The organism is Paenibacillus anseongensis, assembly GCF_009757995.1.
GTDB lineage: Bacteria > Bacillota > Bacilli > Paenibacillales > NBRC-103111 > Paenibacillus_E > Paenibacillus_E chondroitinus.
This window is the reverse complement of sequence record NZ_WSEM01000016.1, coordinates 1,136,594-1,149,417: the sequence shown is the minus strand read 5'-3', so window position 1 is coordinate 1,149,417 and position 12,824 is coordinate 1,136,594. Positions and strand designations below refer to the sequence as shown.

Sequence of the window (12,824 nt, the reverse complement as noted above, 5' to 3'; positions counted from 1 at the left end):
GTGGAGAGCTGGCAAAAAATGATGATGAGGTGCATCTAATGACTTTAAATGCGAAAGAAATTGCCAAATATATCGATCATACCCTTTTGAAGCCCGATGCGAGTACGGCATCTATTCACAAACTGTGTGAAGAGGCCGCTGAGCATCAATTTTTCAGCGTGTGCGTGAACTCTCAGTTTGTTAGCGTAGCTAGCAAGGCGCTGGAAGGTAGCGGCGTGAAAGTTGCCGCGGTTGTAGGTTTCCCGCTTGGAGCAAGCTTGAGCGAAGTGAAAGCATTTGAAGCTGCGAAGGCAGTTGAACATGGTGCAGCTGAAATCGATACCGTGCTTCCAATCGGTCTGCTTCTAGAAGGTCAATATGATGCCGTTCGTTCGGATATTCAGCAAGTCGTGGAGGCAGTCAAAGGAAAAGCGATTGTTAAAGTGATTATGGAAACCGGCTTTTTGAACGATGAGCAAAAGGTAATGGCTTGCAAGCTTTCGGAAGAAGCCGGCGCTCATTTTGTCAAAACATCCACAGGATTTGGTCCTGGCGGTGCGACAGTAGAAGATGTACGTCTTATGCGCGCAAACGTATCGGATACGATTGGCGTCAAAGCATCGGGCGGCGTAAGAGATTTGCAAGCAGCCGTTGCGATGATTGAAGCTGGAGCAACTCGTTTAGGTACTAGTTCAGGCGTTGCTATTGTGAACGGAACTCAAGGCGCTTCCACATATTAAGATAGCAAAAAGGTAAGGCGATCAGCGAACAGACGACATTGAAAATCGTTTGTGAACGAGCGATTTGCGACGATGCGTCATCCGCGAGAAGAGCCGAAAGACTGACAAGCTGATGGATGAAGGGGTAAAAGAGGATCGCTCCACCGACGTTGAGCAGGATGTGTGACCAGGCGACGTATCGCCCGGCGCGTGAGGAGCTCATCCCGGCGATCAGTGCCGTCACACAGGTGCCGACATTGGCGCCAATTGTGATGGCAATGCCCAGCTCGACGGGGATGCCTTGGATCGCGGCGAGGCCCATGGCCATCGCAATAACCGCTGCGCTGCTGTGCACCAGAGCCGTAACGGCGGCGCCGGCGATAATACCCCACAGCAAGCTTTGTTTGGCTTCGGTGACAAACCAAGCGAAGAGCCCGCGGGACTGCAGCGCAGGCCCGATGGTTTGCATGATCTCGATGCCGAGCAGCACGAGAGAAAAGCCCGCCACCGCCAGCGATCCATAGCGGACGCTGCGCAGCCATTCGCGCCCGCCGGCAGCGGCGGCTGGTTCTTGCCCTTGCGCCGCTGATGGCGGCAAGGGGCCGGCCAGCCAGCTCGCCATCCAGATGGCGGCGCTCACAAGCAGGATCGGCACACCGATCCCCCCGAGGCTGAGTCCAATCAGCTCGGTGGTGAGGCAAGTGCCGATGTTGGTGCCGAGAATGACGCCGAGCGTTCTCGGGAAGGTCAAGACGCCGGCGCCGACAAGGCCGATGGCGATGACCGTAATGGCGGTGCTGCTTTGCAGCGCCGCCGTGAGCACGGTGCCGGTGACGAGGCCGCGCACCGGCGTTCGGGTAAACCGCTCCAGCCACAGCTGGAGGCGGGGGCCCGCCCACCGTTGAAGCGCTGTTTCCATGAGCTTCATGCCGAAGAGAAATAAAACTAACCCTGCAACGACGGGTAGGATAATGGTATTTATCATCATAGCATTCTCCCTCGCAAATGAACTTTTCATTATCACTCAATATATGTGACCGTACAGACAAGCATGACAAGCGCCAAAGAGACGGAACGGCATCACACAAAGGACGGCTAAAGGATATATGGCAGCAGTATTTTTACATAAGAAACGTAAACCTCGTTTAGAGCAAGGTCACCCATGGGTGTACAAAAGTGAAATTGAGCGTGTAGACGGAGAAGTTGTGCCGGGACAGCTTGTTCCGGTGCAAACACATCTGGGCCAGTATTTAGCGACGGGTTATTACAATGAAGCTTCGCAAATTACGGTCCGAATTGTATCTTACAAGCCGCTTGAAGCTATGACGACAGACTTTTTTGTAGAACGATTCACACGTTGCTTGCAGCATCGCAACCGCTTCGTAAAAGAGGCGAAATCTTACCGGTTGGTCTATGGTGAAGCGGACTTTTTACCGGGGCTTATTGTAGATAAGTTCGAAGATACGCTTGTTGTGCAGATTCTTACGCTGGGGATGGATCGCTGCCGTGAGCAAATTGTTGCTGCACTCGTTCAGGTTGTAAAGCCTGCAGGCATCTATGAGCGCAGCGACGTTTCGATACGTGAGTTGGAAGGATTGGAACAAACCAAAGGTCTGTTATATGGTGAGTGTCCCAAACATGTGGATATTCTTGAAAATGGTCTGCGCATTCGGGTAGACATCGAAGAAGGCCAAAAAACCGGCTATTTCTTCGACCAAAGAGAAAATCGCGCAGCTATTGCTCCGTTGATGACTGGTTGGGGCCATCGCAGCGGTATCGAGCTTCGTGAAGTCGAACATGAGGGAACCATGCAAACATTGCCTGTCAATGCGAACGGCAAAGTCGTGACATTCCCTTACTGGGACGGCGCCTCCGTACTGGAGTGCTTCTCCCATACCGGCAGCTTTACACTCAATGCATGTAAATTCGGCGCGAAAAAAGTGACCTGCCTGGACATTTCCGAGCATGCCATTGAGAGCGCGAGAACGAATGTCGGGTTGAACGGTTTCCAAGACCGCGTCGAGTTCGTAGTCGCAGATGCTTTTGAATACTTGCGGACCCAAGTTAAAGGCTTGGATGAACGGAAAGTGCGAGCCAATGCCGGCAGCGGCGCACAAGGGAAAAAGATTGATACATCCAAGCCGGTTGCTGAAGGTGGCAGGACCTGGGATGTTGTCATTCTGGATCCGCCTGCTTTTGCCAAAACGAAAAGCGCAGTTGAAGGCGCATGCCGCGGCTACAAAGATATTAACCTGCACGGCATGAAGCTTGTGAATGAAGGCGGATATCTTGTGACGGCGAGCTGTTCGTACCACATGCATCCGGAGCTTTTCCTGGAGACGATTCATGCGGCGGCGACAGATGCAGGCAAAATCCTGCGTTTAGTTGAATTCCGCGGAGCGGGCATGGACCATCCGCGCATTCTCGGCGTGGATGAGGGGCATTACTTGAAATTCGCGATTTTTGAGGTGCGAAGCAAATAAGTTGAGTGGAGCGGGGCCAATGAGGCCTCGCTTTTTTACTGGACGGGTTTTCAGGGAACTAGGGTCCGTTATTTCATTGTAAATGCACATTCCTCGCGAATCCCTCTAACCTTGTAGAGGCTCTTGCACAATAAATCAAGCTACTTTATCTACCTTCCACGACCGAACTGTTCTACTCAACATGCTGCGACCTTCCACCTCACCAGATATAGAAAGACTAGCGGAGAATTCCGCTAGGGCAGATCATAAAGGAGCTGGCGTTCTCTATTTCCGGGATATCGTACAGACTTCCTCGACGAGTGGAACTACAGGGTCTTATCTGACCCCTGTGACAGGCATTTCGGTCGAAATTCGTGGAATAGAGGCCTGTAGTTCCGCTTACATAGTCATCAGGCTTTTTTTCTGAAAATAGCGGACTCTAGTTCCCTTTAGTGACCCCATAATAGGATTCTCCTTAGGAATTAGGGATTTCAATGGATGAAATCCAATGAAAACGCTAAAAGTAGCTCTAAATTGCTCATTTGCTTGGAGAAAATCCAACGTAATGGAAATATCTGGAGCTATAATACCACGATTAACCGATCTCATTGGATTTTATCCAGTAAGATCAATAATTGAGCTATTAAATCACTGTGTTCGCTGGATTTCATCCACCGAATCAAAAGTCAGCACTATATTCAACATAAACGAATATAATCACTAAATTTTAAGCGAAACATTTTATTTATCATAACGAAAGAAAATGCGAATTGGATGAACATGTCATTTCCGAATATGATGAAGAAAAGCGATTTCATACTTCACAGCGAAAGGAAAATGACGAGATGGCATCCGTAACCGGTTTGGACGGCATAATAGCGGCAGAAACAGAATTGTCCTTGGTTGATGGTCAGAATGGCGTTCTGGTGTATCGCGGATACGAAGCGAAGGAGCTCGCACTGCACAACAGTTTTGAGGAAGTCGCCTATTTATTGTGGCATGGTGAGCTTCCTTCCACGGACGCACTCAATGCTTCCAAGAAGATTTGGGCGGAACAACGCAGTATCCCTGCTGAACTGAAGGCGGTACTGGATCTGCTGCCCAAGGAAAGTGAAATGATGAGCGTGCTCCGCACAGCTACCTCTGTACTAGGTACAATCAGCCATCGGGAGGCTGAATGGCCGCTGCATTTTGAGCAGATTCTTATGAATACTCTCATGCTCCCAACGATCATTGCTTATCACTATCGGAGGTCGCAAGGGTTATTGCCCATCGAGCCTGACCCGCAGTTAGATCATGTGGCCAACTATTTGTACATGCTGACTGGTTCCGTACCACAGCAGGTCCATGTGAAGGTATTAACAGCTTATTTGATTTTAGCCATGGAGCATGGGATGAACGCTTCCACCTTTGCCGGACGTGTTGTGTTGTCGACACAATCCGATCTAGCTTCTGCGCTCTGTGCTTCCATAGGTGCAATGAAAGGACCCTTGCACGGAGGAGCGCCATCGGAAGTGCTTCATATGCTCGATGCGATTGGAGACAAAGAGAAGGCGGAGGCATGGCTGCGTGATGAGCTGAAGGCCGGTCGAAAACTCATGGGCTTTGGTCACCGCATTTACAAAACAAACGATCCCAGAGCGGAAGCGCTTCGCCAGCTCATGACTGAGTTAGCTGCTGAGGATCCATGGTTCGATTTGGCCATCCACGTAGAAAAGGTAGCTGTCGAGCTGCTAAATGAATATAAACCTGGCCGGAAATTGTACGTGAACGTAGAATTTTATGCTGCAGCCGTGATGCGGGCTATTGCGCTTCCGACATCTCTCTTCACACCTAGCTTCACGCTGAGCAGAATGGTAGGGTGGACGGCTCATTTAATGGAGCAAACGAGTTGTAATCGTATTTTTCGGCCGCAATCCGTTTATATCGGCGAATTACCGCCGTCACTGCGGAATCATGCCTAACCAACAAAAGACTTATAAATAAAAGCCTTTCTCCCTTGTCATGAATTTTCAAGCCAAGGTGGATAGGCTTTTTTGTTATGCAAGCTTAAGCCCATCATCTGCCACGCCTCTTTTCTACCAAAAGTATGATAGAATAGATAAGATTGATATCTTTTGAAATCAGCTTGAAGGAGGCCCTGTATGTCTATTCGTTTCGTGATCGGCAGAGCCGGCAGCGGAAAAAGTGAATGTTGTTTAATAGAAATGAAACAGCAGTTGGCGGTAGAGCCGGAGGGTGACCCGCTCGTGCTATTAGTGCCGGAGCAGGCGACCTTTCAGGCTGAACATGCCATTGTGTCCGATCCCGGCATTCGGGGAATGATTCGCGCCCAAGTGCTAAGTTTTCACCGATTGGCATGGCGTGTCATGCAAGAAGAGGGCGGTACAGCGAGACTGCCGATTGATGATATGGGTAAGAAATTGCTGCTTACAAGCATTTTACATAAACAGAAAGAAAAACTCCGCCTATTTGGCCACTCGGCTGAGCAAATGGGTTTTGTAGATCGTTTAAACCAGCTTTTTACGGAGATGAAAAGGTATTGTGTAACGGCTAAGCAGCTCGAAGAGCATGAGCAGAAACGGGCTTCCGTACTTGGGGAGAGCGGTTTGCTGCGAGATAAAATGCATGACATTCAGCTGATTTACCGCCAATTTGAATCCGAGCTATCTCGTCAATATTTGGACGGCGAGGATTATTTAACCCTGCTGGCGGAGCAGATTCCGAATTCCGCTTATTTGCGGTCCGCTTCGATTTGGATCGATGGTTTTCACGGTTTTACGCCGCAGGAGTTTGCCGTGCTTGGCGCGTTATTTTCAACCTGCAAGCAGGTGACGATTACACTGTGCCTCGATCGGGAGTTGCAAGCCGGGGATGCGCCGGATGAGTTGGATTTATTTCACCCTACGGCAACGACGATGGTTCGGCTGCAGGAGCTTATTTGGCAGCTCGGATTGCCGTCAGCCGAGGTTCATCTCCTCGCGCCGGATCGCTCGCCACGTTATGACGATAGTCCGTTACTCGGATATTTGGAACGCAACTTCGACCGTCGGATTGGCGGTGGAGCTCAGCGTTATAAACCGGCTGCGCATGAGAAAACCAGCGATCAGCTCGTGATTGCAGAGGCTGTTCACCGCCGTGCTGAAGTAGAGGGCGCAGTCAGGGATATGCTGCAGTTGGTTCGTGAGCATGGCGTACGTTGGCGTGAAATTGCCGTCATGGTTCGCAATATGGAAGGTTATCAGGATTTATTAAAAGCGGTACTGACCGACTACGAAATTCCGCACTTTTTTGATCAAAAGAGGACCGTTCTACATCACCCGTTGGTTGAATTTATTCGTTCGGCTCTGGAGGTTGTCCAACACAATTGGCATTACGACGCCGTATTCCGCTGCGTCAAAACGGATTTGCTTCTGCCGAGCGAGGCGGCTGATCAGCGAACAGAGTTGGATAAGCTGGAAAACTATGTGCTCGCTTTCGGTATTCAAGGCTACAGGTGGACGGATGGTAAGCCATGGAGCTACAAGTTCCGGGCCAATCTGGAAGAAGCGGATGAAGGTGTACAAGAGCAAACGGCTGAATTAGCCGCTTTGAATAGAAGCAAAGAGTGGGTGGTTAGGCCGCTTCTTGCTTTTGCCAAACGTTTGCAGCAAGCCGGGTCAGTGAAAGCGCAAGTTGAGGCTCTATATGAACTTCTCATTGCCGTTCAGGCTCCCGAAAAATTGGAAGCCTGGAGTCAGCAAGCGATTCAGGAAGGCAAGCCGGAGAAAGCTCGAGAGCATGGCCAAATGTGGAACAGTGTCATGGAGATGCTGGATCAGCTCGTGGAGACGATGGGGGACGATGAGCTGTCTCTTGAGATTTTTAACAGCCTCGTAGAGACGGGCATGGAAAGCATGAAACTAGGGTTAGTGCCGCCTTCGATGGATCAATTATTAATTGGCAGCATGGATCGGACCCGCTCAAGCGGTATTCGTTATGCTTACATATTAGGTGTGAACGATGGCGTAATCCCTGCCCAAATGCCGGAAAAAGGGGTTCTTACGGAAGCGGAACGGAGCGTTCTGATGGAATCCGGACTTCCGATGGCGGATGGAAGCCGGCGCAAGCTGTTGGATGAGCAATTTATTGTCTATACGTCATTAACCGTGCCGGGCAAAAGACTGTGGATGAGTTATCCGCTGGCAGATGAAGAGGGGAAATCTCTGCTGCCTTCCGAGTTGATCAAACAAATGCGCCAACTATTTCCCGGGACAGAGACACCGCTATTGCTCGCTGAACCGGCTGCTGAATCTCCGGATAATGAGCAGGCAGCTTATATGGCGCATCCAAATCAGGCGATCTCCTATCTGGCTGTTCGCATGAAGCACTGGATGCTGGGCGGCCGTATGGCGGATTTGTGGTGGGAGACCTACAACTGGTATGCAGATAAACCCGAGTGGCAGATGAAGCTGCAATCCGTCGTTCAGGCGCTGCGCTACACGAACAAAGAGAACAAAATATCTTCCAAAACGAGTAAGCTGTTATACGGTCAAAATCTGCGGGCGAGTGTGTCACGCATGGAGAAATATGTGGCATGTCCCTTTTCTCACTTTGTATCCCATGGTTTGAGACTGCAAGAAAGACGCGTCTACCGGCTGGATGCCCCGGATATCGGGCAATTGTTTCATGCGGCATTAAACCAATTTGTCCAAAGATTGCAGCAGGATCAACTGGATTGGGGATCGCTGTCCGCAGAGGAGTGCATGGAGCGTTCCGCACAGGTTGTGGATGAGCTTGCCCCGAGACTGCAAGGGGAAATTTTGCTCAGTTCCAGCAGATATGCCTATATCGCGAGAAAATTAAAGCAAGTTGTGGGCAGAGCGGCTGTTGTTCTAGGTGAACATGCGAAACAGGGCCAGTTTGAACCGCTAGGTCTGGAAATCGACTTCGGACCGGGCAAAGAACTGCCGCCTTTAACCTTTGATTTAGAGAATGGCTGCACGATGGAAATCATTGGACGTATCGACCGGGTGGATCGGGCGGATGGCGAGCAGGGCGTATTGCTGCGAGTCATTGATTACAAATCAAGCTCAACTTCACTGCAGTTATCCGAAGTGTATTATGGACTGTCCTTACAAATGCTCACCTACTTGGATGTCATTATTACACACGCAGAGCGTTGGTTGGGCATTGCGGCGAAGCCGGCGGGCGTGCTTTATTTCCATGTGCATAACCCAATGCTGCAGCAAAAAAATGCGCTGGATCCTGCGGCCGTCGAGAAAGAGCTTCGGAAACGTTTTAAAATGAAAGGTTTGATCACGGCAGACGCTGAAGTTGCTGGACTGATGGATCGTGAGCTATTAAAAAGCGCAGGGCACTCGCAGTTAATTCCAGTTGCTTTGAAAAAGGACGGAAGCTTCTATTCAAGCTCCTCCGTCGCTACGGATGAACAGTGGGACACGCTTAGGAAATATGTGCGCAAGCAGGTAAAAGGAATCGGAACGAGCATTACTGATGGTCATGTCGACATTGCTCCCTACCGTCTAGGCAAAAAAACAGCCTGCTTGCACTGCTCTTATAAATCAATTTGTCAGTTTGATCCGTTGTTTGAAGGCAATGAAATTCACATTTTGAGACAGCGGGGGAAAGACCAGCTCTGGTCCGAATTGGAGCAAAATGTTAGCCCGTGATGAAGACGGAAAGGAGTGCAACGAAGTGAATAAACAACAACAGCCCAAGCCTCCCGGCAGTACGTGGACGGACGATCAGTGGGACGCAATTACGCTCAAAGGTCAAAATATGCTCGTTGCCGCTGCGGCCGGATCAGGCAAAACCGCCGTACTCGTGGAGCGAATTATCCGGCGAATTTCCGATGAGTGGGAGCCCATTGATGTAGACAGACTGCTGGTCGCAACCTTCACCAAAGCGGCGGCCTCGGAGATGAAACATCGCATACGCGAAGCGCTGGAGAAAGAGCTGATGAAGCAGCCGCACTCGCAGCATTTGCGCAAGCAGATCGCGCTGATGGGGCGCGCTTCGATTACAACGCTCCACTCCTTCTGCTTGGAAGTTGTGCAGCGTTACTTCAGCCTCATTCGTCTTGATCCCGGGTTCCGGATTGCGAATGAGACGGAAGCGGAACTGATGCGCCAAGATCTGCTTGGCGAGATGCTTGAGGAATATTACGCCGCAAGCGGAGAGAACAGCGCCTTCTGGCGGCTGGTCGATTCGTTTAGCGGTGAGCGGAACGACGACGCGATCATGCAGCTTATTCAGAAGCTGTATGATGTGTCGCGCAGTCATCCGTGGCCGGAGCATTGGCTCAGAGCGACGGCTTCGATGTTTGGAGCGCCGGAGCCTGCGCCGCAGGAGGTACCGGATGAGGCAGCCGCCGTTATACAGGAGGCGCTGCCGTATGTTGCCGCTGCGTCGGCGCCGGCGGACTACGGGATCTGGGAGCAAAGTCTAATTCGCGACCTTGTTTTGGAATTGGAAGGAGCCGCCGACTTATTGCGGCAGGCAATAGAGATCGCCGATTCTCCAGGCGGGCCAGCTCCTTATTTGGACAACTTGCGAGAGGATTTGCTGCTCGTAAATAATCTGCTGGAAACGACAACATATCCGTGGTCCGTTCTGTATCGGGGTTTTCAAACCGTCGAGTTTGGCAAGCTCAAAGCATGCAAAGGTGACGACTACGATAAAGCGATGCAGGAAGAAGTGAAAGAGCTTCGCAATAAAGTCAAAGAGCAAATAAACAAAATGCAAGAGGAGCTGTTCGGCCGAACCCCGGAGCAATTCCATCAGGAAATTGCCGAGATGGCGCCGCTTTTGCATACGTTAGTAGATTTGGTTGCGGATTTCGGTCATCGTTATCAGGCAGGTAAACAAGCGAAAGGTTTGATCGATTTTGCTGATTTGGAGCATTATTGCTTACAAATTTTAAGTGCGCCTGGTTCCATTCCCGGTGAATTGGTTCCATCTGAGGCAGCGCAGGCTTATCGGAAGCAATTCGCTGAAGTACTGCTCGATGAATATCAGGATACGAATCGTGTGCAGGAAGCGATTGTGGAATTAATTTCGAACGCTAATCCTGGAAATCGATTCATGGTTGGCGATGTGAAGCAAAGTATTTACCGATTCCGGCTTGCGGAGCCAGGTCTCTTTCTTGAAAAATATAAAGCTTACCGCTCTAATAAAGATGAGCCATTAGAAGTAACGTCCGCAGGCGGCAGAATTGATTTGGCGCGTAACTTCCGCAGCCGTATCGAAGTCGTGGACGCGGTCAATTTTATTTTTAAACAAATGATGAACGAAACCGTAGGCGAAGTCGCTTATGATGAGCGTGCTGAGCTCGTATATGGAGCGGGTTATCCGCCATCTGTCTCGGATTGTTCCGTCGAAATGCTGATCATTGATCGAGGAACAGATGCGCCAGACCCGGGTGAATCTTATTCAGCGGATTCGGAAGAAAATGAAGAGATGAATGCTGAAGCTTCACCCGAAGGTGCTGCTGTTGATCCTGCTTTGGAAGCGCAGGAGCTGGAAACCGCGCAATTGGAAGCGCGAACCATTGCCCGCCAAATTCAGGGGCTGATGGGTACCGGCGGCAAGGAAGCTTTTCAAGTATTTGATAAAAGAACCGGCGGTGACCGCCCTGTCACGTACCGGGATATCGTCATCCTGCTGCGTGCCACGCAGATGTGGTCGCCTATCCTCATTGAAGAACTCAAAAAGATGGGTATACCTGCCTACGCAGAGCTAAGTACTGGATATTTTTCCGCAACAGAAGTGGAAGTCATGTTATCCCTTTTGAAAGTCATCGATAATCCGTATCAGGATGTACCGCTTGCGGCTGTACTGCGGTCACCGGTTGTGCAGTTAACGGCCGAAGATTTGGCACAGATTCGCATTGCAGATAAATCGGTGCCTTTCTATGACTCTGTGCTACAGGCCGCTGGGAGCGAGAAGACCGAGGAAAATGAGGTTCTGCTGCAAAAGCTGAACTACTTCCTGGAGCTGCTGGAAACGTGGCGGACTGAGGCGAGACAAGGCTCTTTGGCGGATTTAATATGGCATATTTATAGACAAACAGGCTACTACGATTTCGCAGGCGGTTTGCCAGGTGGCGTGCAAAGGCAGGCTAACTTAAGAGCGTTGTACGATCGTGCCAGACAATATGAAAGCACATCCTTGCGCGGGTTGTTCCGATTCCTTCGGTTTATTGAAAGAATGAAAGAAAGCGGTGGGGATCTGGGCACAGCGCGTGCGCTCGGAGAACAGGAAGACGTTGTCAGGATCATGTCGATTCATAAAAGTAAAGGGCTGGAATTCCCTGTTGTTTTCGTGGCGGGGATGGCCAAAATGTTTAACCAGCGGGATCTGAATGATTCTTTTCTTCTGCATAAAGAGCTCGGGTTCGGCCCGCGTTTTGTAGACACGACATTGCGTGTGAGCTATCCAACTCTGCCCTCCCTTGCGATTAAAAGAAGGATGAAACTGGAGCTGCTTGCGGAAGAAATGCGAGTGCTCTACGTAGCATTGACAAGAGCCAGAGAGAAGCTTTATTTGCTGGGGACTGTCAAATCATTGGATAAGCTCTTGCGCGGATGGGGCAGGCATCTGTCGAGAACGGAATGGTATTTGCCCGATTTTGAACTGGCGAAAGCCAAAAGTTATCTGGATTGGGTAGGTCCAGCGCTGCTGCGGCATCCTCACGCCGGTCTCTGGAGGGAGCGTTTGGGCATTAGTGAGGCTTCATCAGGGGTACGATTATTGGATGATCCTTCGGCATGGAAGCTGACGGTTATTAAGCCTGAAAGCCTGCTAACGGATGAAGTGTCGGAAGAACATAACTTGGCCCCTGACGGAGACCGGATGGACAGCATTCGCCGGATCGAAACCGTAACGACATCGGGGGAATGGCAGGAGTGGCTGGATGACCGGCTGTCATGGTCGTATTCGTTCCCGGAAGCCCCTAAACTTTTTGCGAAGACGACGGTTTCCGAAATGAAGCGGTTGTCGGAGCTGAATCGAATCTCGGATGAGATGGAAATGCCGGTTGCAACTGAAGTCATAGCTCCAGGAGCTGCGTCGCCGACTTCCGGTAACGGAAGGTCGATGATTTGGCGCAGGCCTAAATTTATGGAAGAGAAGAAGCTGTCAGCAGCGGAAAAAGGAACTGTCGTTCACGCCGTCATGCAAAATCTCTCCCTGCAGGAAGCACCAACGGAAGCAAGCATTCGGGGGACACTGCAAGAAATGCTAACGAAGCAAACGTTGACGGCTGAGCAAAGTGAAGTGGTGGATATTCCGATAGTTTTGCGATTCTTCGAGACCGGAGTTGGACAACGGATGCTTCAGGCCAGGAATGTACAACGCGAGGTGCCTTTCAGCTATGGGCTGCAGGCAGACGAGGTTTACACGGGAACGAACCGTTCCACGAGCGGTGAAACGGTGCTGATTCAAGGCGTCATCGATTGTTTATTCGAGGATGAACTGGGCCTGGTTCTGGTTGATTATAAAACGGATGCAGTGAAAGGCAGCAGCGATGCGGAGCTAAAGCTGCGGTATGAGCAGCAAATTTCCCTCTACACGTGTGCTGTGGAACATATTTGGAAACGTCCGGTAAACGGCAAGTTTCTGTATTTCTTTGATGGAGCAAAGCTGCTCGAAATGTAAGGTG

General features: G+C 50.5%; 6 protein-coding genes. 5 read left to right on the top strand and 1 reads right to left on the bottom strand.

Going from position 1 to position 12,824, the window contains the following annotated elements:
• The first annotated feature begins 38 nt into the window (after nucleotides 1–38).
• Complete coding sequence (gene deoC / locus GON05_RS21615) at nucleotides 39–719, top strand: deoxyribose-phosphate aldolase (RefSeq protein WP_157321689.1); 681 nt, start codon at nucleotides 39–41, stop codon at nucleotides 717–719.
• Here deoC and GON05_RS21610 read toward each other — a convergent pair.
• On the bottom strand, nucleotides 682–1,683 hold the full coding sequence (locus GON05_RS21610; protein WP_157321687.1) for a Na/Pi cotransporter family protein: 1,002 nt from the start codon (nucleotides 1,681–1,683) through the stop codon (nucleotides 682–684). The two genes, deoC and GON05_RS21610, sit on opposite strands and share 38 nt — an antisense overlap.
• A gap of 121 nt (nucleotides 1,684–1,804) precedes the next feature.
• On the opposite strand from GON05_RS21610, the gene GON05_RS21605 reads away from it, so the two are divergent.
• The 4 genes from GON05_RS21605 to addA all read left to right on the top strand — a co-directional run bounded on the left by GON05_RS21605 (nucleotide 1,805) and on the right by addA (nucleotide 12,820).
• Nucleotides 1,805–3,181 carry a class I SAM-dependent rRNA methyltransferase gene (locus tag GON05_RS21605; protein ID WP_157321685.1) on the top strand — a complete coding sequence of 459 codons (1,377 nt, stop codon included), beginning with the start codon at nucleotides 1,805–1,807 and terminating at the stop codon, nucleotides 3,179–3,181.
• Nucleotides 3,182–4,005: 824 nt separating this feature from the next.
• Entirely contained in the window at nucleotides 4,006–5,124 is a 1,119-nt protein-coding gene (locus GON05_RS21600; RefSeq protein WP_157322306.1) for a citrate synthase/methylcitrate synthase, read from the top strand.
• A 180-nt stretch (nucleotides 5,125–5,304) separates the two neighbouring features.
• Nucleotides 5,305–8,832, top strand: coding sequence for a helicase-exonuclease AddAB subunit AddB (gene addB / locus GON05_RS21595; RefSeq protein WP_157321683.1), 3,528 nt, complete (start codon nucleotides 5,305–5,307; stop codon nucleotides 8,830–8,832).
• A 25-nt stretch (nucleotides 8,833–8,857) separates the two neighbouring features.
• On the top strand, nucleotides 8,858–12,820 hold the full coding sequence (gene addA, locus GON05_RS21590) for a helicase-exonuclease AddAB subunit AddA (protein WP_309491761.1): 3,963 nt from the start codon (nucleotides 8,858–8,860) through the stop codon (nucleotides 12,818–12,820).
• Nucleotides 12,821–12,824 lie beyond the last annotated feature (4 nt).